Annotated in this window: 1 protein-coding gene; it reads left to right on the plus strand. The window is 25.7% G+C overall.

What is annotated here, in order from left to right; translation table 11 throughout:
* A partial coding sequence (locus ETC00_RS19535) for a hypothetical protein (protein WP_171567710.1) occupies positions 1-596 on the plus strand: 596 nt, incomplete at both ends.

Genomic DNA, 596 nt, shown 5'->3' on the forward strand with positions numbered 1-596 from the left:
GAAAAAGATTATGAGAACGACTACTTTCCTGTAATAAGATTAGATTTATCTTTAACTACAGAACTATATCATGAAATAATTGAAAATAAACTAGATGTAAAATTTCGTTTAAGATTTCAAAAGTTAGTAGTTGATGAAAACGACAAAGTTTTATTTAAAAAAGATGTGTTTAACAGTATATTTACTGCTTTTATTGACGAGTCAACACCTTTCTTAAGTAAGAAAGAATATGAAGAAGCTAAAAAAACTACGGTATTAGATGAAAAAGGACAACATAATGCTGCTTTGAGCGGAAATGATGTAACTTTTTATTTATTCAATGAATCAGATTTATTAAATAGTAAAAAAATAATTTCTACTGTAATTTCGTCTGCTAATATGACACAAACATTGGCATATTTATTAAGTTCTTCAGGTATTAACAAAGTTTTAATGGTACCTTTAGACAATTCTAGTTCATATAGTCAAATTATTATACCGCCACTAACTACATTAGGAAACTTAATTTATTTAGATAATCAATACGGTTTTTATAAAACTGGTTCATTAATTTTTTTTGATACAGATTGTTTATATATACTTGACAGATCATGGCA

The sequence above is a fragment of the Brevibacillus sp. MCWH genome (assembly GCF_013096935.1).
GTDB classification, from domain to species: domain Bacteria; phylum Bacillota; class Bacilli; order Brevibacillales; family Brevibacillaceae; genus Brevibacillus; species Brevibacillus aydinogluensis.